Below are 23,636 nucleotides of genomic sequence, written 5' to 3'. Positions count from 1 at the left end.
TGACGTGTTCCGCACGCGCCGCGGAACGCGACACGGGCGCCGTACGTTCCCGTACGGCGCCCTTCGCACGTCGAGAAACGTCGCTAAGGTAGCGCGCACGCCATCAGAAGATCGACCGATTACGAGGCTTCATCGTGCGCCGACGCTCACTCATCCTTGCCGCCGTACCCGCTGGACTCGCCACTCTCGCCGCGTGCGGCGACGACAAGTCCGACTCGAGCAAGGCGAGCGACAGCGCGTCGTCCTCCGCCGGGGCCACGCCGCCACCGAAGATCGTCGACGGCCCGCTGCCGGCCATCACGGCCGGAGTGAAGTTCGACGAGAAGCCGACGGTCGCCAAGGGCACCGGTGAGCCCTCGGACCAACTGGCGGTGAAGACGGTGATCGCGGGCAGCGGCAAGACCGTCGCGGAGAACGACTACATCCAGGCCAACTGTCTCGGCCAGATCTGGGACAGCGCGAAGGTCCTCCTCAACACCTACGACACCAAGAAGCCGCTGTTCACCCAGCTCGCGCAGGGCGGCACCATCGACGGCTGGCGCTATGCGCTGACGGGCAAGAAGACCGGCAGTCGGGTGCTCTTCTCGGTGCCGCCGACCTGGGCCTTCGGCAAGGACGGCGACGCGGACACGGGCATCAAGGGCACCGACACGCTGGTGTTCGTCTTCGACATCCAGGACACGTTCAACGCGAAGAGCTCGGCCAAGGGCAAGGACGTGCCGCAGGACGACGCCGCCGTGCCGAAGGTGGGCACGAACACCGACGGCAAGGCGCCCTCGATCGAGATCCCCAAGTCGGCCCCGCCCACCAAGCTGGTGTCGAACTACGTGATCGAGGGGGACGGCCCGAAGCTCGCGGCCGACGACACCGTCCTGGTGCAGTACAAGGGCGTCGTCTGGGACACGGGCAAGGAGTTCGACTCCTCGTACAGCCGCAGTTCGCTGACCTCGTTCTCGCTCCAGGAGGTGGTCAAGGGCTGGGCGCAGGGTCTGACCGGCAAGAAGGTGGGCAGCCGGGTCGTCATCGTCGTCCCGCCGTCGCTGGGTTACGGCGACAGCCCGCCGAGCGGCAGCGGTATCGAGAAGGACTCCACGATGGTCTTCTCGGTGGACATCATCGCCAAGGTGTGAGGCCGGCCAAGGTGTAAGACTGTCCGTGTTGCCTTTCCGTGAGACATGCAGGAGCCAGTGACGTGAGTATCGAAAAGCCCGAGATCGACTTCCCCGGCGGCCAGCCCCCGGCGGACCTCGAGATCAAGGACATCTGGGAGGGCGACGGCGAGGTCGCGCAAGCCGGCCACAACGTCAGCGTCCACTACGTCGGTGTCGCCTTCAGCACCGGTGAGGAGTTCGACGCCAGCTGGAACCGTGGGACGCCGTTCCGCTTCCCGCTCGGCGGCGGACGGGTCATCAAGGGCTGGGACCAGGGCGTGCAGGGCATGAAGGTCGGCGGCCGTCGCCAGCTGACCATCCCGGCCCACCTCGCCTACGGCAACCAGAGCCCCACCCCGGCGATCAAGCCCGGCGAGACGCTGATCTTCGTCGTGGACCTGCTCGGGGTCTGACCGTCGTACGACCAGTGTTGATCACCTGGGGTCCATGCCCGCCCGGGCGTGGACCCTCGGCTTTTGTCCGGGAGCCGCGGGGCGGTACGGTCGTCGATCGTAAGCACCATAGGGGAGGCGAAGGGCGTCGATGGCCATTGCCAAGGCCGAGCGGCTGATGAACCTGGCGCTGTGTCTGCTCGGGACGCGCCGGCCGCTCAGCAAGCGCGAGCTGCGCGACTCCATCGAGGCGTATGTCGAGACCTTCCGGCCCGGCAACGGCGCGGCGGGGTCGGACGATTCCTTCAACCGGATGTTCGAGCGGGACAAGGACGATCTTCGCGAGCTCGGCCTGGTCATCGAGACCGTGGAGAGCCTGGACGGCGAGATCGGCTACCTCGCCCGCCGCGACAGCAACCGGCTGCCGCCCATCACCCTCGACGCCGAGGAGGCCGCGGCGCTGGGCCTGGCCGCCAAGGTGTGGCAGCAGGCCCGGCTGGCGGGTGCCGCGAGCGGCGCCCTCCAGAAGCTGCGCGCGGCCGGGCTCCCCGAGGACGTCGACCCGTACGAGCCGCACGGCGCCCTGGAACCCCGGATTCCCGTGCACGAGGCCGCGTTCGAGCCGCTGATGCTGGCCTGCCGCGACCGCCGGCCCGTCATGTTCGACTACCGCAAGGCCACCGCCGCGCACCCGGAGCCTCGGCACGTGGAGCCGTGGGCGCTGGAGTGCTGGCGCGGCCACTGGTACCTGGCCGGCTTCGACCGCGACCGGGGTGCCGAGCGCGTCTTCCGGCTGTCGCGGATCACCGGAAAGGTGCGCTCGCGCGGGACGAGCTTCACCGCGCCGGTCCCCGATGTCGTCACCGTCCGTGAGACGGTCGCGAGCTGGGCGGGGGAGAACGCCGACCGCAGCGCGCTGATCCGACTGCGGACGGACGCCGGGTACCCCTTGCGGGCGAAGGCCACCGCGGTGCGGGAACTCGGGGACGGCTGGGACGAGTTGGAGATTCCGTACGGGCACGGGCTGGACGCCTGGCTGGTGGAGTTCGGGCCGGACGTGGTGGTCCTCGATCCCGCCGAGCTGCGCGCGGACGTCGTGGACCGGCTACGGGCCGTGGCGAAGGGCTGAGGGGGAGCGAGCAACACAGTGGCAGGCAAACCGGTCAGGCCGACGAACGCCATCGACCAGACGCGGCGGATGCTCTCCCTGGTGACGTATCTCAGGGAGCGCCCCGGCGCGCGGATCGAGGACGTGGCGCGCGCGTTCGGGATCACCGAGGACGAGCTGGTCTCGGACCTCGACGTGCTGCCCATGTGCGGCACCAGCTTCCGCGGCGGCGATCTCCTCGACATCGACACCGACGGTGAGCGGATCTGGTGGCACAACCCGGCCGCGCTCGGCGCGGAGGCCGCCGAGCCGCTGCGGCTGGCCGCCGACGAGGCGACCGCGCTGCTGGTGGCGGCCCGGGCGGTGTCCACACTGCCGGGACTGCGCGAGGGCGACCGGCAGGCGCTGCTGCGGGCTACGGCCAAGGTGGAGGCCGCGGCCGGTGAGGCGGCGGGCGCGAGCGCGCGGCTGTCGGTGACGTTCGAGTCGGAGGGCGGGGTCTTCGCGGACGTCGACCGGGCGATCTCCGAGCGGCGCCGGCTGTGGATCCGTTACTACTCGCCCGCTCGCGATCAGGTCACCGAGCGCGAGATCGACCCCATCCGGCTGGTCAGCGTCGGGCACACGTACGTGGAGGCCTGGTGCCGCCGCTCGGAGGCGCGCCGCACCTTCCGGCTGGACCGGGTCGCCGAGATCAAGATCCTCGACGAGCCGTCCGCACCGCCCGAGATCGAGCTCCGGGACCTGTCGGAGGGGCTCGTACAGCCGGCCGCCGAGGACCCGGAGGTCGTCGTCGAGGTCGGCCCGGGCGGCCGCTGGGTCGCCGAGTACTACCCGCACGACAGCGCCGATGAGCTTCCCGACGGCGGACTGCGTATCACTCTGCGCACGCCCGAACCCGCCTCGCTCAGGCGGCTGGCGCTGCGGCTCGGCCGTGACGGCCGGATCGTCTCGCCGCCGGAGCTCGCCGACAGTGCCCGCAGGGCCGCCCGTGAGGCGTTGGCGGCGTACGACGGGATCGAGGCGCGCGGCGCGGCCGACGGGCCGCACGCGGTGCCCGGCGAGCAGCCGGGACCGCTGGGCGAGAGTCGGTTCGACGGGCGGGAGCAGGGACAGTGAGCGAGTCGACGGTGTCCGGTGTGCGGGGCGTCTCGGTGGCCTCCGCGTTCGCCGGCATGAGGAGCGCGGGGCCGGTGCGCTTCCGGGCCGGGTGCCCCGACTGCCGGGGCGCCTTCGAGCTGGCCGCGAGTGCCCTGCTGCTGGCGATCGGCGCGTCCAGCCGGACCACCTTCTACTCCTTCACCTGCCCCGACTGCGGTACCGCCGTGCGCAAGCCGGCCGGCGAGCGGATCGTCGAACTGCTCACCGGCGGCGGGGTCAGGACCCTGCGGCTGCACACCCCCTAGGACGGTCTAGGCTCGGCCCCATGTTCTGGCCGATGTTCGCGGTTGCCGTGGGTTTCGCAGGTCTCGCCGTCCTCGCGGTGTTCGCCGTACGGGTCTTCTCGGAGGCCCGGCGTCTGGGACGGCAGGTCGCGGAGTCCGCGCGCCGGATCGACCGGGCGGCCCAGGACCTGGAACGGGCCGCCGCGAGCGCGGCCCGTTCCGTGGACACCTTGTGACGTCCGCTGTGGCGACTCCCGGGTAGCGCTGTGGGCGTCCTGTGAGTCCTGCGGCCCCTGCGTTTTGGGCCACTTCGCCCTCCCGCCCCGGTGGGGAGGGCAGGTACGCTGCTGGTCGCGGCTCGGAGAACGAGGCCCGGACCGCGGACCGGGAGTACGCACGGGGATTGCCTCACGTTTACCCCTGAGCGTTACGATCGCTGTCAACACGATCGTTCGGACAGGCGTCCGACCGGTCGGACGGCAACCCACCCCCGCAGCCTCGGTGAGAAGGTAAAGACTTATGTTCGGAAGGCTCGGCGCCCCCGAGATCATTCTCATCCTCGTCGTCGTCATCCTGCTGTTCGGCGCCAAGAAGCTTCCCGACATGGCGCGCTCGCTCGGCAAGTCCGCTCGCATCCTCAAGAGCGAGGCGAAGGCGATGAAGGAAGAGGGCGGCAGCACGGCCACCCCGGCCGGCCCGCCCAACAACGACGAGCAGCCCCCGGCTCAGCGCACCATCCAGGCTTCCCCCGGCGACGTGACCAGCTCCCGTCCGGTCACCGAGCCGACGGACACGACCAAGCGCTGACGCAGGGCCGGTGACCTCCGGCCCGCCGCACGAGATGGGAACGTGGGTTGCTGAAGCCTGCCCGCAAAGAGGAGAAGGACCCCGAGGGGCGGATGCCCCTCGCGGATCACCTTCGTGAGCTCCGCAACCGGCTCGCGAAGGCGATGCTGGCCATCGTCCTGGTGACGGTCGTAGCCGCCTTCTTCTACAACGACATCATCAACTTCCTCACCAAGCCGATCCTCGACTCGGTCGGCTGTGGGAAGACTTTCGAAGAGATCGCGGGCCAGCTCAATTCGGGCGACGCCACCAACAAGTGCGCGAGCATCACGATCAACGGTCTGCTCGCGCCCTTCACGCTCGCCCTCCAGGTCTCCCTGATGGCCGGCGTCGTCTTCGCCTCGCCGGTCTGGCTCTACCAGCTGTGGGCCTTCATCGCCCCCGGCCTGCACAACCACGAGCGCAAGTACGCCTACGCGTTCGTCGGCCTGGGCGCCCCGCTCTTCCTGGGCGGCGGCTACTTCGCCTACGCGGTGCTGCCGACCACCGCGAAGGTGCTGATCGACTTCACCCCGGGCGGCGTCAGCAACCTCCTGCCGCTGGACGACCTGCTCCAGCTCGTCACGCGCATGGTCATCGTCTTCGGCCTCTCCTTCGAGCTGCCGCTGCTGCTGGTCTTCCTCAACCTCACCGGGATGGTCACCGGCAAGCGCATGCTCGGCTGGTGGCGCGCCATGATCATCGGCATCACGGTGTTCGCCGCCGTCGCCACGCCCAGCACCGACCCCATCTCGATGCTGGCGCTCGCCGGACCGATCTGGATCCTGTACTTCGGCGCGACCGCCTTCTCCCTGCTGAACGACCGGCGCAGGCGCCGCCGCGACGCGCTGGGCCCCGCCGACGACGAGGCTTCCGAGCTGGACCTCAGCCCCGAGGCCATCGGCGAGGTCGAGTCGGTGACCGCGAGCCGCGTGCTGCCGGAACAGACGAGCACGGACCGCGTCAACGGTTATGACGACGTGACCTGACAGACGTCGGAGAGCTCTTGAGGTCATCCCCGTGACCAGCGAGATCACCCTCTTCGTCAACCCCGCGGCGGGCCGCGGCCGGGGCGCTCACGCAGCGCTGCCGGCCGCTTCCGCGTTGCGGGCGGCCGGCTGCACGGTGCACACGGTCCTCGGTGCGGACGGCGAGGACGCCCTCGCACGCGCGCGCGTGCCGCCGTCGCCGACGGCACCGGCGCCCTGATCTCCGTCGGCGGCGACGGAGTGGCCCACCTGGCGCTCCAGGCCGTCGTCGGCACCCGCACCCCGCTCAGGCTGGTCGTCGTCGGCACCGGCAACGACTTCGCCCGCGCCCTCGGCCTGCCCGTCCGTGATCCGGCCGCCGCGGCCCGGCTGGTCGCCGACGCCCTCAAGGGCGCCCGGATCCGCGACATCGTCGCGGTCGGCAACGGATCCTCCTACGGCGGCGGCATGCGGATCTGCCTCGGCGCCGGCCTCGCCGACGGACTGTTCGACGTCACGGTCGTCGGGGACTGCGGCCGCGGGACGCTGCTGCGGGGGTTCCCGAAGGTGTACCGGGGGACGCACATCGACCATCCGAAGGCCACCGTGGTCCGGGCGGCGAAGGTCGAGATCGCCGCGGCGGGCGTCTCGGGCTACGCCGACGGGGAGCGGCTCGGGGAGCTGCGCTCACCGCGCGGTACGTGCCGGGCGCGGGGCGGCTCATCGGCCCCTGAAACGGGCTGCCGATGCGCCCGTGAGCTGGGCGTACCGAGGTTTGGCAAGACCGGATCCGGATAATGATCGTCCTGTTGTCAGTGCGGCCCGGTACGCTCGAAAGCACGATGACAGAGGATCTCTCACCGGCCGAGCGGTACGCGGCAGCACGTAAGCGCGCCGTCGAGCAGGCCACCGCGCTCGCGTCCTTCCGCGAGATGTACGACTTCGGTCTCGACCCCTTCCAGATCGAGTCCTGCCAGGCGCTCGAAGCGGGCAAGGGCGTCCTGGTGGCCGCCCCCACCGGCTCGGGCAAGACGATCGTGGGCGAGTTCGCCGTCCACCTCGCCCTCCAGCAGGGCAAGAAGTGCTTCTACACGACGCCCATCAAGGCGCTGTCGAACCAGAAGTACTCCGACCTGTGCCGCCGCTACGGCAACGACAAGGTGGGTCTGCTCACCGGCGACAACAGCGTCAACTCGGACGCCCCGGTGGTCGTGATGACCACCGAGGTGCTGCGGAACATGCTGTACGCCGGCTCGCAGACCCTCCTCGGCCTCGGGTACGTGGTGATGGACGAGGTGCACTACCTCTCCGACCGCTTCCGGGGCGCCGTGTGGGAAGAGGTGATCATCCACCTTCCCGAGTCGGTCACCCTGGTCTCGCTGTCGGCGACCGTCTCCAACGCCGAGGAGTTCGGCGACTGGCTGGACACCGTGCGCGGCGACACCGAGGTGATCGTCTCCGAGCACCGGCCCGTGCCGCTGTTCCAGCACGTGCTCGCCGGGCGGCGGATGTACGACCTGTTCGAGGAGGGCGAGGGCCAGCGCAGAGCCGTCAACCCCGACCTCACGCGGCTGGCCCGCATGGAGGCGAGCCGGCCCTCGTACCAGGACCGCAGGCGTGGCCGAAACATGCGCGAGGCCGACCGTGAGCGGGAGCGCAGGCAGCGCTCACGCGTGTGGACCCCTGGGCGGCCGGAGGTCATCGAGCGTCTCGACGCGGCGGGGCTGCTGCCCGCCATCACGTTCATCTTCAGCCGTGCCGCCTGCGAGGCCGCCGTCCAGCAGTGCCTGCACGCCGGGCTGCGGCTGAACGACGAGGACGCGCGCGCTGTGGTGCGCGCCCTGGTCGAGGAGCGCACCGCCGCCATCCCCCACGAGGACCTGCACGTCCTCGGCTACTACGAGTGGCTGGAGGGCCTGGAGCGAGGCATCGCCGCCCACCACGCTGGCATGCTGCCGACCTTCAAGGAGGTCGTCGAGGAGCTGTTCGTGCGCGGCCTGGTCAAGGCCGTCTTCGCGACCGAGACCCTCGCCCTGGGCATCAACATGCCCGCCCGCTCGGTCGTGCTGGAGAAGCTGGTCAAGTGGAACGGCGAGCAGCACGCCGACATCACACCCGGCGAGTACACGCAGCTCACCGGCCGCGCGGGCCGACGGGGCATCGACGTCGAGGGGCACGCCGTCGTGCTGTGGCAGCGCGCGATGAGCCCCGAGCACCTCGCCGGACTCGCGGGCACCCGCACGTACCCGCTGCGCTCCAGCTTCAAGCCGTCGTACAACATGGCGGTCAACCTGGTCGAGCAGTTCGGCCGGCACCGCTCGCGCGAGCTGCTGGAGACCTCGTTCGCGCAGTTCCAGGCGGACCGGTCGGTGGTCGGGATCTCCCGGCAGGTGCAGCGCAACGAGGAGGGGCTCGAGGGCTACCAGGCCTCCATGACCTGCCACCTCGGCGACTTCGAGGAGTACGCGGGGCTGCGCCGTGACCTCAAGGACCGCGAGACCGAACTGGCCAAGCAGGGCGCGAACCAGCGCCGTACCGAGGCCGCCGTGGCACTGGAGAAGCTCAAGCCGGGGGACGTCATCCACGTGCCCACCGGCAAGCACGCGGGGCTGGCGCTGGTGCTCGACCCGGGCCTGCCCGCCGGCCGGGTCAACGGGCACCGCGGTTTCGACCACCAGGACGGGCCGCGTCCGCTGGTCCTCACCGCCGAGCGGCAGGTCAAGCGGCTGGCCTCGATGGACTTCCCGGTGCCGGTGGAGGCGCTGGACCGGATGCGGATCCCGAAGTCGTTCAACGCGCGTTCGCCGCAGTCCCGCCGCGATCTCGCCTCCGCGCTGCGCACCAAGGCCGGGCACATCCCGCCGGAGCGGGCCCGCAAGCAACGCGCGCAGGCCGCCGACGACCGTGAGATCGCCCGGCTGCGCGCCGCGATCCGCGCGCACCCCTGTCACGGCTGCTCCGACCGTGAGGACCACGCCCGCTGGGCCGAGCGCTACCACCGGCTGCTGCGGGACACCTCGCAGCTGGAGCGCCGTATCGAGGGACGCACCAACACGATCGCTCGTACGTTCGACCGGATCGTGGCGCTGCTGACCGAGCTCGACTATCTGCGGGGCAACGAGGTCACCGAGCACGGCAAGCGGCTCGCCCGGCTCTACGGCGAGCTCGACCTGCTCGCGAGCGAATGTCTGCGCGCGGGCGTGTGGGAGGGGCTGGCCCCCGCCGAACTGGCCGCCTGCGTATCGGCGTTGGTCTACGAGTCGCGGGCCGGGGACGACGCCATGGCGCCGAAGCTGCCCTCGGGCAAGGCGAAGGCAGCGCTCGGCGAGATGGTGCGCATCTGGGGCCGGCTGGACGCCCTGGAGGAGGACTTCCGGATCAGTCAGACCGAGGGCGTCGGGCAGCGCGAGCCCGATCTCGGATTCGCCTGGTCGGCCTATATGTGGGCCTCGGGGAAGGGCCTCGACGAGGTGCTGCGGGAGGCCGAGATGCCCGCCGGTGACTTCGTGCGCTGGTGCAAGCAGGTCATCGACGTGCTGGGGCAGATCGCGGCGGCCGCTCCCGTCTCCAACCAGGGCTCGACGGTGGCGAAGAACGCCCGCAAGGCGGTCGACGAGCTGCTGCGGGGAGTCGTGGCCTACTCGTCCGTGGGGTGATCCTGGTCGGCGGCGGGTGCGGGGAGCGTGTGAGCGCTCGCGCCCGCCGACGGAGCCGCAGGTCGACCCGGCCCCGCGCCCCCGAAGGGCCTCACCTCAGCGCGTGTCGAGATACGTCCGCCAGCCCCCGTACGCCGTGATGTCCTCCGCGTCGGTGAGGGCGGACGGTTCGCACAGGAAGCCGGGGACCCGGGCGCCGTCGGTGAGTTCGACGCTGCCCAGGGCCATCGGGCGGGGGAGTGCGGCCAGCAGGTTGCCGAGACCCTCCGCCGGGAGGCGCCAGATCTCCACCTCGATCGCGGCGCCGCCCTCGCCCACGTGCGCGAGACCCGGCTTGGGCGGGTCCGTGCGCAGGGCGTGCAGGCGGTAGACCGGGGCCGTCGTGGTCGTACGGTCCAGCACCGCGCCCAGGGACAGCAGTTGGGGGTTGAGGGGCTGGCTGGTGAGATGGGCGCCCGCCACCGCCACGTACACCTCGGGCCGCAGCAACTGCGCGATCCGGGCCAGTCGTTCGTCCGTGAAGGCCGGGCCGACCAGCATCACGCCGAAGGGCAGGCCGTTCACCTCGCCGGCCGGGACGGCCGCCGCCGCCAGGTCGAAGAGGTTGGTGGAGTTGGTGAAGCGGCCCAGGCGGGCGTTGGCGCCCAGGGGGTCGGCGGCGACCTCGGCGAGGGTGGGGTGGCCGGGGGCGGTGGGCAGCAGCAGGGCGTCCGAGTCGGCGAGTTCGGCCAGCGCGCGGGTGCGCAGGGCCGTCAGGCGTTCGGTGTCCGTGTAGAGCCGGTGCGCCGGGATGTCCCGGGCCCGGGTGATGATGCCGGCGACCGTCGGGTCCAGGCCCGCGCCGCCCTCCGCGGTCAACTTGTCGACGAAAGCACCCACGGCCGTGTAGCGCTCGGCGACGAACGCGCCCTCGTAGAGCATCGCGGCGGCCTCGGTGAACGGGCCGAGGTCGATGCCCCGGATCTCCGCCCCGGCCGCCCCGAGCCGCCGTACCGCCGCCTCGTAGGCGGCCGCCCAGCCCGGGTCCAGTTCGCCCAGCTGGTCGAGGGGCGGGACCGCGATCCGCCAGGGGCCGGGACGACGGGCGGGGAGCGCGGGGAGGGCCCGGCCGGCCGGCGAAGCCATGTGCGCCAGGGCCCGCTCCGCCTCGGGGAGCGTGCGGGCGAAGACCGTCACGCAGTCGATCGAGGCGCAGGCCGGGACGACGCCCTCCGTGGGGACCAGGCCCCGGGTGGGCTTGAGGCCGACGATGCCGTTGAAGGCGGCCGGGACCCGCCCCGAACCCGCCGTGTCCGTGCCCAGGGCGAGGTCGACGATGCCGAGGGCCACCGCGACGGCCGAACCGGAACTGGAGCCGCCGCTCACCCGCGACGGGTCGACGGCGCCCCGCACCGCGCCGTGCGGGGAGCGGGTGCCCACCAGGCCGGTCGCGAACTGGTCCAGGTTCGTGGTGCCCAGTACCAGTGCGCCGGCCGCACGGAGGCGGGCGACGGCCGGGGCGTCGGCGGCGGGCCGGTAGGCGTACGCCGGGCAGCCCGCGGTGGTGGGGAGTCCGGCCACGTCGATGTTTCCCTTGACGGCGAGCAGCCGGCCGGCCAGGGGGAGGCGCTCGCCCCGAGCCAGCCGCTCGTCGAGCGTGCGGGCCTCGGCCTCGACGTCCGCCGGCGGCCGGAGATCGATCCAGATCTCCGGGCGGTCCGTGGCCTCGATGCGGGCGTACGCGGCGCGGACGCGGGAGACGGTCGTGGACATGCGTGCTCCTTGCAAGGGGTGGGTCGGGTCGGTCCGCTCGGTCGGCTGGGTCGGCTCGTCAGGGCACGGCCGGGGCCAGGACGAGCAGGGCCGTTCCCGCCTCGACCTGGTCGCCGGGTCGGGCCAGGATCTGCGCCACGACGCCGTCGACCGGCGCGTGCACCCTGGACTCCATCTTCATGGCCTCCAGGGCGAGCAGCGGCTGCCCCGTCGTCACCTCGTCGCCCGGCGACACGTTCAACTGCCAGACGGAGGCGGCGAACTCGGCCTCGACCAGGCGGCCGCCCGGCGGTACCGCCACCTCGGCCGGGGGAGCGGCCGGCGCCTCGGCGGCCGCCGCCCGCGTGAACTCGCCCGCCGCCTCCCAGGCGTCCCGCTCCGCCGCGAACGCGGTCTGCTGGCGGGACCTGAACTCCGCTATGGGGTCGGCGTGTTCGGCGAGGAAGGTCTGGTACTCGGCGAGCGAGAAGGTGCCCTCCTCGATACGCGGCACGAAGCGACCCGACGTGATGTCGGCCCGTAGCTCGAGGAGTTCGTCCGCGTCGACCGGATACCAGCGGATCCGGTCGAAGAAGCGCAGCAGCCAGGGCGAGCCGGGCTCGAACGCGCCGCGCTGCTGCCAGGGCGACCACACCTGGGTCGTCCGGCCCACGAACTGGTAGCCGCCGGGTCCCTCCATGCCGTAGACGCAGAGGTACGCCCCGCCGATGCCCACCGAGTTCTCGGCCGTCCAGGTGCGCGCGGGGTTGTACTTCGTCGTCACCAGACGGTGGCGCGGGTCGAGCGGGGTGGCGACCGGGGCGCCCAGGTAGACGTCGCCCAGGCCCAGGACCAGGTACTCCGCGGCGAACACCGTGTCGTAGACGTCCGCCACCGTGTCCAGGCCGTTGACCCGGCGGATGAACTCGATGTTCCACGGGCACCAGGGCGCGTCGTCGCGGACGCCCGCCATGTAGCGGGCGATGGCCTCGCGGGTCGCGGGGTCGTCCCAGGACAGCGGCAGGTGCACGGTGCGGGAGGGGACGACCAGTTCGTCCGAGGGCGGGAGGGCGGCCGTCATCTCCCGGACCACCGCGAGGAGTTCGCGCTGCGGGAGGCGGCCGGGGTCCGTCCGGATCTGGAGGGAGCGGATGCCCGGGGTGAGATCGGTGACGCCGGCCAGGTCCGCCGCGTTCACCGCCTCCATCAGCGCGTGGACCCGCATGCGCAGCGCCAGGTCCAGCTGGAGGGGTCCGAACTCGACCAGCAGGTTGTCGTCGCCGCTGCGCCGGTAGGTCACGTCGCCGTCCCGGGCCAGCACGCCCCCGTCGACGATGTCGGGGCGCGGCGCGCCGTCCCCGTCCACCGGTGTGAAGCGGACCGTGTCGCCCGGGCGCAGCTGGCCCAGCTTCCACCGCTCGGAGCTGAGGACCGTCGCCGGGCACACGAACCCGCCGAGGGAGGGGCCGTCCGGGCCCAGCAGCACCGGCATGTCGCCGGTGTAGTCCACGGCGCCGACGGAGTAGGGGGTGTCGTGGATGTTGGACGGGTGCAGACCCGCCTCGCCGCCGTCGGTGCGTGCCCAGCGCGGCTTGGGCCCGACCAGGCGCACGCCGGTGCGGGCCGAGTTGAAGTGGACCTTCCAGTCGGCGGCGTAGAAGTCGCGGATGTCGTCCTCGGTGAAGAACTCCGGTGCCGCGTGCGGTCCTTCGACCGCGCCGAGGTGCCAGACCGGGGTGAACTCCGGGCGGTCCGGGACGGGTACGGCGGCGCCCTCGACGACGGTCCCGCCGTGCAGGACGTCGCCCGTCCGCAGCGCCCGCCCGCCGTGGCCGCCGAACCGGCCCAGCGTGAACGTGCTCGCGCTGCCCAGGAAGGCGGGGACGTCCAGGCCGCCCGCGAACAGCACGTACGTCCGCAGGCCGTGCTCGCTGGGCGCGCCGATCTCCAGCAGGGCCCCGGCCGGCACGGTCACCGGTTCCCACCGCGCCACCGCCGTGCCGTCCACGGTGACCGGGGCCGGCGCGCCCGTCACGCACACGGTGGTGGCGTGGGTGAAGCGCAGGGCCGGCCCCTGGAGGGTGCACTCCAGGCCCGGGGCGCCCTCGGGGTTGCCCAGGGCCCGGTTGCCGAGGCGGAACGAGCGGTCGTCCATCGGGCCGGACGGCGGGACGCCGACCTGCCAGTGGCCGGTGCGGCCGGGCCAGTCCTGCACGGTGGTCAGCGTGCCGCCGGAGACGACCTCGACGCGCGGGGTCGGATCGGTGACGGTGGCGAGGGTCGCCGTCGAGTGGACCGCCGTCGTGAACCGGGAGTCCGCCAGCGCCGCCCGGACCAGCCCGAGGTTCGTCTCGATGCCGTCGACGCGGGTCCGGGCCAGCGCCTCGTCCAGGCGTCGCAGCGCGTGCTCCCGGTCCGAGCCGTACGCGATCACCTTCGCGAGCAGCGGGTCGTACGACGTCGTCACCTCGGTGCCCGTCTCCACCCAGCCGTCGACGCGCACCCCGGCCGGGAACTCGACCCGCGTCAGCAGGCCGGCGCCGGGCCGGTGGTCGCGGCGGGGATCCTCCGCGTAGAGGCGTGCCTCCACGGCGTGGCCGCGGGGCGGCCCCGGGTCGCGTACGACGTCCTGTTCGCCGCGTGCCAGGCGCAGCATCCAGGCGACCAGGTCGACGCCGTAGATCTCCTCGGTGACCGGATGCTCCACCTGGAGACGGGTGTTGACCTCCAGGAAGTAGGCCTCCTCGCGGGCCGCGTCGTAGACGAACTCGACGGTGCCGGCGGAGCGGTAGCCGACCGACGCGCACAAGTCGTGTGCACTCGCGGCGAGTTGCTCTCGTACGTGCGCGGGCAGGCCGGGGGCCGGGGCCTCCTCCACGACCTTCTGGTTGCGGCGCTGGAGGGAGCAGTCCCGGTCGCCGAGGACGACGACCCGGCCCGCGCCGTCGCCGAAGACCTGCACCTCGACATGGCGGGCGTGCTCCACGAGCCGTTCCAGGAAGACGCCGGCGGAGGAGAAGGAGGCGGCGGCGACGCGCTGGACGCGCTCCCAGGCGTCGGCCAGTTCGTCGGCCGAGCGGCAGGCCGACATGCCGATCCCGCCGCCACCGCCGGTCGCCTTGAGCATGACCGGGTAGCCGATGAGCCGGGCCTGCTCCAGCGCCTCGGGCAGGTCCGCCAGGAGTCCGGTGCCGGGGGCGAGGGGCACCCCCGCCGCCTCCGCCGCCGCCCGCGCGGTGTGCTTGGCGCCGAACAGCTCCAGCTGCTCCGGCGTCGGACCGACGAACACGATCCCGGCGTCGGCGCAGCGGCGCGCGAAGGCCGCGTCCTCGGAGAGGAAGCCGTAGCCCGGGTGGATCGCGCCCGCGCCGGTGTCCTTGGCCGCGGCCAGGACCAGGTCGGCGTCGAGGTACGACTCCTTCGCGGGGGCCGGGCCGAGCCGCACGGCCTCGTCGGCGAGCCGGACGTGGGGTGCCGAGCGGTCCGGGTCGGAGTACACCGCGACCGTGCGCAGGCCCAGGTCGCGGGCCGTGCGCAGGACACGGACGGCTATCTCGCCGCGGTTGGCGACCAGCAGCTTGTCGAAGGTCATGCCGGGTCCCCGTCCCGTTCGTCGCCCGTGGCGTCCTGGTCGGATCCGGTGATCGTCATCTCCACCGCCGTCGGCTCGAAGCCGTTGCAGGGGTTGTTGATCTGGGGGCAGTTGGAGACCAGCACGAGGACGTCCCGTTCGGCTCGGAGCGTGAGCGAGAGGCCCGGCGCGGAGAGTCCGTCGACGATGCCGAGGGTGCCGTCCTTCTCGACGGGCACGTTCATGTACCAGTTGATGTTGGAGACCAGGTCCCGCTTGCCGAGGCCGTGCCGGGCTCCTTCGGCGAGGAAGTTGTCCACGCACGCGTGCTGCGCGTAGGTGTGGTGGCCGTAGCGCAGGGTGTTGGACTCCTTGGAGCAGGCGCCGCCGACGGTGTCGTGGCGGCCCACGCCGTCGGCCGTCACCGTCATCAGGGGAGTGTGCTCGCTGGACATCAGCACACTGTCGGTGGTGAGGAAGATGCCGCCCTGGGCCTGGATCGTGTCGGGCGCGCTGTAGCGCACGGACGTGTCGTGGGCGTCGTACACGAGGAAGTCGACGGCCTGGTTGCCGTGCAGGTCGGTGATGGTCAGCGTCTCGCCCTCGCGGACGACCGCGGACCAGGAGGCGCGGGCCGCCACCACGGTGCTCGTGCTCATGCGAGCCCCCTCGCGGTCAGGAATTCGGCGGTGTTGAGGAAGGCGCGGCGGCCCTCGGGCGTGGCGTCCCACAGCGGGTCGCCCGGCCGGGTGGCCGCCGCCCGCCAGGCGAGGACCTCCAGCGGGGTGCTGACGTACCCCGGCCGGGGGTCGGCCGGGTGCGGCACGTTGACGATCAGGACCGTCACGTCCTGTTCGGCGCGCAGGGTGACGCTGCCGCCGGGGCCCGCCGAGCCGGTGAAGTCGAGGGTGCCGTCGTCCTGGACCTCGACCCCCTGGAAGAAGGAGAGCGAGGGCGGCAGATCGCGCGGCTCCAGACCGTTCTTCGCGGCGGCCAGCTTGAACAGCTCCCGGCCCGCCGGGGAGGCGGACTGCGGGCTGCCGTCGCCGTAGCGCTCGGTGTTGCGTACGAGGGTGGAGGTGCCGCACAGGGCGTCGTGCCGGCCGGCGGTGTCGGCGACGACCGAGGCGAGGACGCGGCCCTGGTCGGACAGGAGCAGCACGCCCTCGCCGAGGTAGGCGTTCCACTGGACCTTGACCGTGTCGGCGACGTTCAGCCGCTCCCAGGGGCGGCCCTCCACGTGGAGGAGCAGATGGGCGCAGGCGTCGCCGTGCAGGTCGGTCAGGCGCAGTTCGGTGCCGCGCGCGAGGACCCGGTGGGTGTAGTTGCCGCCCGCGACCGTCTCGGCCCACACCAGGTGACCCGCCTCGCAGGGCGGGTCCTGCCAATCCCGGGCCGGGACGACCGGCATGGCCTCGGCCCGGGAGCCCTCCTGCGCCCGGGCGTGGGCGCGTGCTCCGTATGTGGTCGCTGTCGCCGCCATTGCGGACCTCCGCAGCTCGGTTCCGTCGCTGTCGCGGTATTTCTGTCGCCCGACAGAAATTAGGTCCGGGGCGGGTCGCCGCCGTTGCCCTCCGGTTGCGGGACGGTTACCGACTCCTCACCGGATCGCTCGAAGATCGCCGTCCGGGGCCGTGTGCGAGGATCGAACGCATGGGGACGAGCAGCGGACGTCGAGTGGGCCGCCCACGGGCCGCGCAGCGCCCGGACAGTGGGCTCGAGCCGCGCGCCGAACTGCTCGTGGCCGCAGCGGAGTTGTTCACCACGCGCGGCTACGCCGCCACCACCACCCGGGCCGTCGCCGAACGCGCGGGAATGCGACAGGCGTCCATGTACCACTACGTCTCCGGCAAGGAGGAGCTGCTCGCCGCGCTGCTGGAGTCGACGGTCACGCCCTCGCTGACGTACGCCCGTGAGCTGCTCGCCGACGACGCGCGTACGGCTGAGGACCGGCTGTGGGAGCTGTGCCGCACCGACGTCGAGCTGCTGTGCGGCGGCTCGCACAACCTCGGCGGCCTCTACCTGCTGCCCGAGGTGCGCACCGAGCGGTTCGCCGGTTTCCACGCCGTGCGCGCCGAACTCAAGGACGGCTACCGCCAGTTGATCGCCGCCACGGCCGCCGGCGGGGCGCTCGCGAAGAGCGCGCTGGATCTGCGCACCGACCTGGTCTTCGGTCTCATCGAGGGCGTCATCCTCGTACACCGCTCGGATCCCGACCGCTCGGTATCGGAGTTCGCCCGCGCCACCGCCGACGCGGCGCTGCGTATCGCGGGGAACTGACCACCGCCCGAACCCCTCACGGGCGCTCGTCTCATCCGTCCCGGTGAACTGTTTCGCACACCCGTACGTCATTACGCAACGTGTTCGATCGAATGCCAAGCGTGCAAATGACCTGAGGTTACTCCACGTACGGAAGCGGTTTCAGGCGGTTGCGGAATATGACACGGCGATGATCCGGTCGGACTAAGCTCGCCCGCGGCGCACCGAGTTGAGGCGTATTCGTGCGCTTGTTCCCAAACTTCCCGAAGATGCCGACAGATCCCTACAGAGGGTGCCCACATGGTGAGTGTTCAGTCCCCACCCGGTCGCCGAGAACTTCCCTACGCGCGCGTGCTGTTGCTGCCGGCGATACTGATGGCCGCGGCGACCGGAGCCGCCGTCGCCCTGGTGGCGGCGCAGGCCCGGCTCGCCGTCGGCGTCTGCGGAACCGTCGCCACCCTCCTGGTGATCGCGGCGGGAGCCGAGTCGGTGCGCCGTGGGCGGCACCTGCGGGAGCTGCGCGCGGAGCGGGACCAGCGCGTCGCGTACCTGGAACAGCGGGTGGCCGGCCACATGGAGGAGAACCGCCGCCTCGCCCAGGAGTTCGTGCCCAACGCCGTGGAGTGGCTGCGGGCCGGAAACTCCCCCAGGGAGGTGATGCGCGACTTCAGCGAGAGTGATCCCGACTTCCGCGACCTCGACGACGCGCAGCGCGCCGTGATCAGGAAGATCCTCGACATCGTCGACCACGAGGAGTCCCTGCGCGACTCGGCCCAGCGCTCCTTCGTCAGCATCGCCCGCCGGATGCAGGCCATCGTCCACCAACAGTCCGCGGAACTGCGGGAGATGGAGGAGGACCACGGCCGCAACCCCGAGGTCTTCGACGACCTGCTGCGCATCGACCACGGCACGTCGCTGATCGGCCGCCTCGCCGACTCCATCGGTGTGCTCGGCGGCGGCCGGCCCGGCCGCAACTGGCCCCAGCCGGTCCCGCTGTACAGCGTGCTGCGCGGTGCCATGTCGCGGATCCTGGAGTACCGGCGCATCCAGCTGGACTCCATCGCCAAGGTGAACATCCGCGGCCTCTCCGTCGAGCCGCTCCTCCACGCGCTCGCGGAACTCCTCGACAACGCCACCCGCTACTCGCCCCCGCAGAGCAAGGTGCACGTCAACGCCGTCGAGGTGCAGACCGGCATCGCCATCGAGATCGAGGACGCCGGCGTCAGCCTCAGCGAGGAGGCCCGCGCCAAGGCCGAACGCATGCTGGAGCAGGCCAAGGCGGGCGTCGACATCCAGGACGTCGGCGGCACCCCGCGCCTGGGCCTCGCCGTCGTCGGCCGTCTGTGCACGTCGTTCAACCTCGAGGTGTCCCTGCGCACCTCGGCCTACGGCGGCGTCAGGGCCGTCCTCATCGTGCCGAGCGAGATGCAGACCTCCGATCCCGCGCCCGGCTTCGCGCACGGCATCGGCGCCACCGCCGTACCCCAGATCGACCTGAGCCAGATCGGCGAGGGCCCCAAGCGCCCGCCCAAGAAGCGCCGCCCCACCAACGCGCGTATCCCGGCCGGAGTCTCCCTGACCGACGACGAGGTGCCCGAGGTCACCGAGTGGACCGATCAGGGCCTGCCGCAGCGCCGCAGCAAGACCACGATCCCGATCACCCAGCGCTACGCCGAGGCGTACGCCGCTCAGGAGGCCGAGCGTCTGGGCAAGCCCGACCCGTTCGCACAGCGCCGGCCGGAGCCCGAGCCGGAGCCCCAGAAGAAGCGGGAGCCCGGCCTGGCGTTCGAGGCCTTCTGGGAAGGCCTGGTCAAGGCGGCCCCGCCCGGCGTGCACCCCACCGACTTCACCCGCAATCCCACCGCATATCTGCACCTGCTCGAAGACAAGGCCAAGCCCGAGGCCGACGATGAAGGGGACCTCACGTGATCCAGCAGCGCCAAAACTTCGACTGGCTGCTCAAGGAGCTCTACGACGGGGTTCCGGGCATCGAGATGATCGTGGTCCTCTCGGCCGACGGACTGCGCATCGCCCGCTACGCCGGCGACCCCGACGCCGCCGACCGGGTCGCCGCCGCCTGCGCCGGCCTCCAGAGCCTGGCCGCCGCGGTCGGCCAGGAGATCCAGTCGAGCACCGGCGAGATGGACATGGTCGTCATCGACCTGAGCGGCGGCTACTTCTACATGATGTCGGCCGGCGCCAACGCCTACCTCGCCGTCCTCGCCGACGTGCGCTGCGAGGCCAGTCGGATGAGCGGCATGATGCGCGACCTCGTGGTCCGCATCGGCGCCCATCTGACCACTCCGCCCCGCCGCAACGGGCAGAGCGTATGACGCCTCCGCAACGCCGCCGGCGACAGCCCCTGCCACCACCGCCCCCGCCGCCCCCGCCCCTCCCGAAGGACTCGAAGGACTCGAAGGAGGGAGCCGAGGGGGAGGGCAAGAACCCCGAGCGGCTGTACATCATCACGGGCGCGGACGGCGAGCGCGCACCCGTCGACCTCGTCACGTTAGTCGTGGCGCGCGCCGAACCGCCCTCGTCGGCCACCCCGGAGCAGACGGCGGTGCTGCGGATGTGCGCCGCCCCGCTGTCGGTGGCCGAGATCTCGGCCTACCTCGGCCTGCCGTTCAGCGTGGTGACGGTGCTGCTCACCGAGATGCTGGCGGCCGAACTCGTACAGGCGCGCGCCCCCATCGTCCGGCAGCAGCTCCCCGACCGTTCCCTTCTCGAAGCGGTGATGCATGGACTTCAACGGCTCTGACACGATTCCCGGCCCACGGGCCGAGGACCATCTGCCGCACACCACCACCGCCGCGGCGAAGATCGTCATCGTGGGCGGCTTCGGCGTCGGCAAGACGACCATGGTCGGCTCCGTCAGCGAGATCAGGCCGCTGACCACCGAGGAGACCATGACCCAGGCGGGCATCGGGGTCGACGACAACTACGGCTCCGAGACCAAGACCGCCACCACCGTGGCCATGGACTTCGGCCGGATCCGCATCACCGAGCAGGTCGTGCTCTACCTCTTCGGCACGCCCGGCCAGGAACGCTTCTGGTTCCTGTGGAACGGGCTGTTCGAGGGCGCGCTCGGCGCGGTCGTCCTGGTCGACACCCGTCGCCTCGAGGTCAGCTTCGAGGTCATGGGACGGCTCGAGGAGGGTGGCGTGCCCTTCGTCGTCGCCGTCAACACCTTCCCCGACGGGCCCCGTTACCCCATGGACGACCTGCGCGCGGCCCTCGACCTGCCGCCCGAGATCCCGATCGTGGAGTGCGACGTCCGCCGCCGCGCCTCCAGCCGTGACGTCCTGATGACCCTCATGCGTTTCCTGCACTCCCTGGCCCTGACCCGCAGCCTCATCTGACTCCCAGCCTCATCCGACCCCCAGCCTTATCCGACCCGCACGGCAACACCTCCCCACACACCGGATTCAGCACAGTTTCGGAGCGACCCCCTGTGACTCCCGAACACCACACCCCGACCGGCCCGCACGACCTCGCCCTGGACCCGCCGGCCGGCTGCCCCGCGCACGGCCGGGGCCCCGGCGGACTGGCCCGCCTCTACGGCCCCGGCGCGCAGGACCTGAACGAACTCTACGAGCGGCTGCGCGAGGAACACGGCCCCGTGGCCCCGGTCCTGCTCCACGACGACCTGCCGATGTGGATGGTCCTCGGGCACGCCGAGAACCTGCGCATGGTGCGCACGCCCTCGCAGTTCACCAAGGACAGCCGCACCTGGTCGCAACTGGTGGACGGCAAGGTCAGGCCCGACCACCCGCTCATGCCGCACATCGCCTGGCAGCCCATCTGCGCCCACGCCGAGGGCGACGAGCACAAGCGGCTGCGGGGCGCGGTCACCGCCGCCATGGCGACCATCGAAGACCGCAGCGTGCGCCGCTACATCAACCGCTCCAGCCAGCGCCTGGTCAACCGCTTCTGCGAGGAGGGCCGGGCCGACCTGGTCGGCGACTTCGCCGAGCACCTCCCGATGGCCGTGATGTGCCATGTCCTCGGCATGCCCGACGAGTACAACGACAAGATGGTGCACGCCGCCCGCGACGCGCTCAAGGGCAGCGAGACCGCGGTCGCCAGCCACGAGTACGTCGTGCAGGCGCTCGCCCGGCTCACCACCCGCCGCCGGGCCGAGCCCGAGGACGACTTCACCAGCCACCTCATCACCCACCCGGCCGGACTCACCGACGACGAGGTCCGGGAGCATCTGCGCCTGGTGCTCTTCGCCGCGTACGAGGCCACCGTCAACCTGCTCTCCAACGCGCTGCGCATGGTCCTCACCGACCCGCGTTTCCTCGCCCAGCTCAACGGCGGCCAGATGACGGTGGCGGAGGCGGTCGAGCAGTCCCTGTGGGACGAGCCCCCGTTCAGCACGATCTTCGGCTACTTCGCCAAGCAGGACACGGAGCTGGGCGGCCAGCGCATCCGCCGGGGCGACGGTCTCTTCTTCGCGCCCGCCCCCGGCAACGTGGACCCCCGGGTGCGCCCCGACCTCTCCGCCCATATGCAGGGCAACCGCTCCCACCTCGCCTTCGGCAGCGGCCCGCACGAATGCCCCGGCCAGGACATCGGCCGCGCCATCGCCGACGTCGGCGTCGACGCGCTGCTGATGCGGCTGCCGGACGTGCAACTCGACTGTGCCGAGGACGAGTTGCGGTGGACGACGTCGATCGCGTCGCGGCACCTGGTGGAGCTGCCGGTCCGGTTCGAGCCGAAGGACCAGCAGGACGTCAAGCACAAGCCGAGCCACGCCCCGATTCCGCCGCAGCGCCTCACGCGGCCGGTGAGCTCGGCACCGCGGCCCGCGCCGGCGCCCGCCCCCGAACCGGTGGCCGCTCCGGCGCCCGCGCCGCGTCCGGCGCCGCACGCCGCGCCGGCCGTCCCGCAGTCGACGGGGCCGGTCCGCAGGCCCAACGCCTGGCGGCGCTTCCTGTCCTGGTGGCGCGGCTACTGACCGGCGCCCGTCGACGGAGCGGCGGCCCAGCCGTCGTACGACGTCCAGGCCTCGAGCACTCGGCCGCTCCGCAGCCGGTGCTCCGTCCCCGTGACCGGATCGGTGAACTCCAGCTCCCGCGCCAGCAGTTGAAGCGGACGCCGGAAGTCGCCGGCCGGCACGGCGGCGGCCACCTCGGGGTAGAGCGGATCGCCGAGGATGGGCACGCCGAGCGTGTTCATATGGACGCGCAGCTGATGGGTCTGCCCGGTGGCGGGCAGCAGCCGGTACCGGCCGAGTCCCCGCGCACCGTGCTCGACGAGCTCGACACGGCTCACGGCGTTCGGTTCGCCCGCCACCTCGTAGGCGGCCAGGACCCCGCGCTCCTTGACGATCCGGCTGCGCACGGTCCGGGGCAGGGCGAGATCCGGGTGGTACGGCGCGACCGCCTCGTACACCTTGCGCACCCTGCGGTCGCGGAACAGCGACTGGTACGCGCCGCGCTCCTCGGGGCACACGGTGAACAGCACGAGCCCGGCGGTGAGCCGGTCGAGCCGGTGCGCGGCGCCGAGCGCGGGAAGGCCCAGCTCCCGTCGCAGCCGGGCCAGCGCGCTCTCGGTGACATGGCTGCCGCGCGGGGTGGTGGCCATGAAGTGCGGCTTGTCGACGACGACGATGTGCTCGTCGCGGTGCACGATCTCCAGCGGGAACGGCACGGGCACCTCGGGCGGCAGCTCGCGGTGGTACCAGACGAACATCCCCGGTACGTAGGCCGCGTCCGGCGCCACCGCCCGCCCGTCGGCGCCGACGACGAGCCCGGCCTCCAGCATCCCGTCCACGATCCCGGCGCGCGCCGCGCCCAGTCGCTCCACCAGGTGCTCCCGCACGGTGGCCCAGGCGCCCTCGCCGGGCAACCGCACCCGCACCGGGTCGATCCCGTCGCGTTGCGGCAGCGGGGAGGGCGGGGGCGGCGTACGGCGTCTCATCGGGGTCAAGCCTACGGGCCGGAAAACCCGTTGGTCGGCCCGTGGTCCGTTGGCAGGATGCGGCTCATGCCCTTCACTGCCGACGTCGTCCTGCCCGCCGGAACCCTCTCGGGGACCCCACAGCCCGTGCTCCGCAGCGGCGACGGACTGCTCCTGCGCCCGTGGCGGGCCGAGGACGCCCCCGCCGTGTACGCCGCCTTCCAGGACCCGGCCATGCACCAGTGGCACATCAGGGCCGCCGACTCCGAGGAGGAGGTCGCCGGCTGGATCGAGGAGTGGCGCGGGAGCTGGGCGCAGGAGCGGAACGCCCAGTGGGCCGTCGTCGACGCGGACACCGGTGAACTGCTCGGGCGGGTGGCCCTGCGCGGCATCCTGCTCGCCGAGGGCGTGGCCGAGGTCGCCTACTGGACGACGAGATCGGCCCGTGGCCGGGGAGTCGCACCCCGGGCCACGACCGCCCTCAACCGCTGGGCCTTCGACGAGATCGGCTTCCACCGCCTGGAGCTGATGCACGCCACCGCCAACGAGGCCTCCTGCCGGGTCGCCGGCAAGGCCGGCTTCCTCCTGGAGGGCACCAGGCGCAGCGCCGCCCTCCACCAGGACGGCTGGCACGACATGCACCTGCACGCGCGCGTGCAGGGCGACTGAGCGGGGCCCGCCCC

At 72.1% G+C, this 23,636-nt stretch carries 21 protein-coding genes and 1 pseudogene; 17 read left to right on the top strand and 5 right to left on the bottom strand.

What is annotated here, in order from left to right:
- Positions 1–134 precede the first annotated feature (134 nt).
- The 10 genes and pseudogenes from ACIRPU_RS15430 (at position 135) to ACIRPU_RS15385 (ending at position 9,485) form a co-directional block, all read left to right on the top strand.
- A complete protein-coding gene (locus ACIRPU_RS15430) occupies positions 135–1,130 on the top strand; it encodes an FKBP-type peptidyl-prolyl cis-trans isomerase (RefSeq protein WP_384112557.1) in 996 nt (331 codons plus the stop codon).
- A gap of 62 nt (positions 1,131–1,192) precedes the next feature.
- Positions 1,193–1,564: an FKBP-type peptidyl-prolyl cis-trans isomerase gene (locus tag ACIRPU_RS15425; protein WP_384112560.1), complete on the top strand. Its 372-nt coding sequence runs from the start codon at positions 1,193–1,195 to the stop codon at positions 1,562–1,564.
- Between the two features lie 130 nt (positions 1,565–1,694).
- The gene (locus ACIRPU_RS15420) at positions 1,695–2,672 is read left to right on the top strand and encodes a helix-turn-helix transcriptional regulator (protein WP_403866795.1); all 978 of its coding nucleotides are present in this window, start codon (positions 1,695–1,697) and stop codon (positions 2,670–2,672) included.
- A gap of 18 nt (positions 2,673–2,690) precedes the next feature.
- A complete protein-coding gene (locus tag ACIRPU_RS15415; RefSeq protein WP_355706582.1) occupies positions 2,691–3,770 on the top strand; it encodes a WYL domain-containing protein in 1,080 nt (359 codons plus the stop codon).
- Positions 3,767–4,057: a hypothetical protein gene (locus tag ACIRPU_RS15410; RefSeq protein WP_355706581.1), complete on the top strand. Its 291-nt coding sequence runs from the start codon at positions 3,767–3,769 to the stop codon at positions 4,055–4,057. Before ACIRPU_RS15415 ends, ACIRPU_RS15410 begins: the two co-directional genes overlap by 4 nt.
- Positions 4,058–4,077: 20 nt before the next feature.
- Complete coding sequence (locus ACIRPU_RS15405; protein WP_403866791.1) at positions 4,078–4,272, top strand: hypothetical protein; 195 nt, start codon at positions 4,078–4,080, stop codon at positions 4,270–4,272.
- Between the two features lie 283 nt (positions 4,273–4,555).
- Positions 4,556–4,843, top strand: coding sequence for a Sec-independent protein translocase subunit TatA (tatA, locus tag ACIRPU_RS15400; RefSeq protein WP_351762481.1), 288 nt, complete (start codon positions 4,556–4,558; stop codon positions 4,841–4,843).
- Between the two features lie 47 nt (positions 4,844–4,890).
- Positions 4,891–5,850: a twin-arginine translocase subunit TatC gene (gene tatC, locus ACIRPU_RS15395; RefSeq protein WP_403866788.1), complete on the top strand. Its 960-nt coding sequence runs from the start codon at positions 4,891–4,893 to the stop codon at positions 5,848–5,850.
- A 31-nt stretch (positions 5,851–5,881) separates the two neighbouring features.
- Positions 5,882–6,563, top strand: a pseudogene (locus tag ACIRPU_RS15390) (diacylglycerol kinase family protein).
- Positions 6,564–6,626: 63 nt separating this feature from the next.
- Positions 6,627–9,485: a DEAD/DEAH box helicase gene (locus ACIRPU_RS15385; protein ID WP_403866785.1), complete on the top strand. Its 2,859-nt coding sequence runs from the start codon at positions 6,627–6,629 to the stop codon at positions 9,483–9,485.
- A 96-nt stretch (positions 9,486–9,581) separates the two neighbouring features.
- Here ACIRPU_RS15385 and atzF read toward each other — a convergent pair whose 3' ends face one another.
- From atzF to ACIRPU_RS15365, 4 genes are read right to left on the bottom strand one after another with little or no spacing between them, the layout of a single operon-like run.
- On the bottom strand, positions 9,582–11,237 hold the full coding sequence (atzF, locus tag ACIRPU_RS15380; RefSeq protein ID WP_403866782.1) for an allophanate hydrolase: 1,656 nt from the start codon (positions 11,235–11,237) through the stop codon (positions 9,582–9,584).
- Between the two features lie 58 nt (positions 11,238–11,295).
- Positions 11,296–14,808 (bottom strand): 5-oxoprolinase/urea amidolyase family protein, encoded by a 3,513-nt coding sequence (locus ACIRPU_RS15375; protein ID WP_403866779.1) that lies wholly within the window; start codon positions 14,806–14,808, stop codon positions 11,296–11,298.
- The gene (locus ACIRPU_RS15370) at positions 14,805–15,446 is read right to left on the bottom strand and encodes an urea amidolyase associated protein UAAP2 (RefSeq protein ID WP_403866776.1); all 642 of its coding nucleotides are present in this window, start codon (positions 15,444–15,446) and stop codon (positions 14,805–14,807) included. Before ACIRPU_RS15370 ends, ACIRPU_RS15375 begins: the two co-directional genes overlap by 4 nt.
- Positions 15,443–16,270 carry an urea amidolyase associated protein UAAP1 gene (locus ACIRPU_RS15365; protein ID WP_403866773.1) on the bottom strand — a complete coding sequence of 276 codons (828 nt, stop codon included), beginning with the start codon at positions 16,268–16,270 and terminating at the stop codon, positions 15,443–15,445. The genes ACIRPU_RS15370 and ACIRPU_RS15365 overlap by 4 nt, the downstream gene beginning before the upstream one ends.
- 170 nt (positions 16,271–16,440) lie before the next feature.
- On the opposite strand from ACIRPU_RS15365, the gene ACIRPU_RS15360 reads away from it, so the two are divergent.
- The 6 genes from ACIRPU_RS15360 to ACIRPU_RS15335 all read left to right on the top strand — a co-directional run bounded on the left by ACIRPU_RS15360 (position 16,441) and on the right by ACIRPU_RS15335 (position 22,009).
- Positions 16,441–17,067: a TetR/AcrR family transcriptional regulator gene (locus ACIRPU_RS15360; RefSeq protein WP_403866770.1), complete on the top strand. Its 627-nt coding sequence runs from the start codon at positions 16,441–16,443 to the stop codon at positions 17,065–17,067.
- Positions 17,068–17,346: 279 nt separating this feature from the next.
- The gene (locus ACIRPU_RS15355; RefSeq protein ID WP_403866767.1) at positions 17,347–18,975 is read left to right on the top strand and encodes a sensor histidine kinase; all 1,629 of its coding nucleotides are present in this window, start codon (positions 17,347–17,349) and stop codon (positions 18,973–18,975) included.
- A complete protein-coding gene (locus ACIRPU_RS15350) occupies positions 18,972–19,379 on the top strand; it encodes a roadblock/LC7 domain-containing protein (RefSeq protein WP_355706570.1) in 408 nt (135 codons plus the stop codon). Before ACIRPU_RS15355 ends, ACIRPU_RS15350 begins: the two co-directional genes overlap by 4 nt.
- Positions 19,376–19,807: a DUF742 domain-containing protein gene (locus ACIRPU_RS15345; RefSeq protein ID WP_403866764.1), complete on the top strand. Its 432-nt coding sequence runs from the start codon at positions 19,376–19,378 to the stop codon at positions 19,805–19,807. Before ACIRPU_RS15350 ends, ACIRPU_RS15345 begins: the two co-directional genes overlap by 4 nt.
- Positions 19,788–20,408, top strand: coding sequence for an ATP/GTP-binding protein (locus ACIRPU_RS15340; protein ID WP_355706568.1), 621 nt, complete (start codon positions 19,788–19,790; stop codon positions 20,406–20,408). Before ACIRPU_RS15345 ends, ACIRPU_RS15340 begins: the two co-directional genes overlap by 20 nt.
- Positions 20,409–20,500: 92 nt before the next feature.
- Positions 20,501–22,009, top strand: a complete 1,509-nt coding sequence (locus ACIRPU_RS15335) for a cytochrome P450 (protein ID WP_403866761.1) — start codon at positions 20,501–20,503, stop codon at positions 22,007–22,009.
- Here ACIRPU_RS15335 and ACIRPU_RS15330 read toward each other — a convergent pair.
- A complete protein-coding gene (locus ACIRPU_RS15330) occupies positions 22,003–22,974 on the bottom strand; it encodes an RluA family pseudouridine synthase (RefSeq protein WP_403866758.1) in 972 nt (323 codons plus the stop codon). The genes ACIRPU_RS15335 and ACIRPU_RS15330 overlap by 7 nt on opposite strands.
- Positions 22,975–23,040: 66 nt before the next feature.
- On the opposite strand from ACIRPU_RS15330, the gene ACIRPU_RS15325 reads away from it, so the two are divergent.
- Positions 23,041–23,622 carry a GNAT family N-acetyltransferase gene (locus ACIRPU_RS15325; RefSeq protein ID WP_403866755.1) on the top strand — a complete coding sequence of 194 codons (582 nt, stop codon included), beginning with the start codon at positions 23,041–23,043 and terminating at the stop codon, positions 23,620–23,622.
- Positions 23,623–23,636: the final 14 nt, after the last annotated feature.

This window comes from Streptomyces sp. NPDC102259 (genome assembly GCF_044766465.1).
Taxonomy (GTDB): Bacteria; Actinomycetota; Actinomycetes; order Streptomycetales; family Streptomycetaceae; genus Streptomyces.
Note: the sequence above shows the minus strand (reverse complement) of the source record. Positions and strands in the feature narration are given on the sequence as shown.